Source organism: Kineococcus sp. AC630, from assembly GCF_979255925.1.
The window spans coordinates 1-229 of the sequence record NZ_CEEDMJ010000187.1; the positions used below are offsets into that span (position 1 = coordinate 1).

Annotated in this window: 1 protein-coding gene; it reads left to right on the plus strand. The window is 76.9% G+C overall.

The window, feature by feature from the left end:
• A partial coding sequence (locus tag AC0I8G_RS26370; RefSeq protein ID WP_471732561.1) for a class I SAM-dependent methyltransferase occupies positions 1-229 on the plus strand: 229 nt, incomplete at both ends.

The following is a 229-nucleotide window of genomic DNA, read 5'->3' on the forward strand; positions in this document are numbered from 1 at the left end:
GCACCGGCGCGCACGCCGTGCAACTGGCCGGCCGTGGTTGGGACGTCAGCGCCGTCGCCGCGGTGCCGTCCGTCGTGCGCCGCACCACCGAGCGGGCGCAGGAGCACGGGGTGGACGTCCACGCCCTCGACGGCGACGTGACGGCACTGGACCCGGCCCGGATCGGAGCCCCCGTCGACATCGTCCTCGACGCGGGCTGCTTCAACGGCCTCCGCCGCCGGCAGCGCTC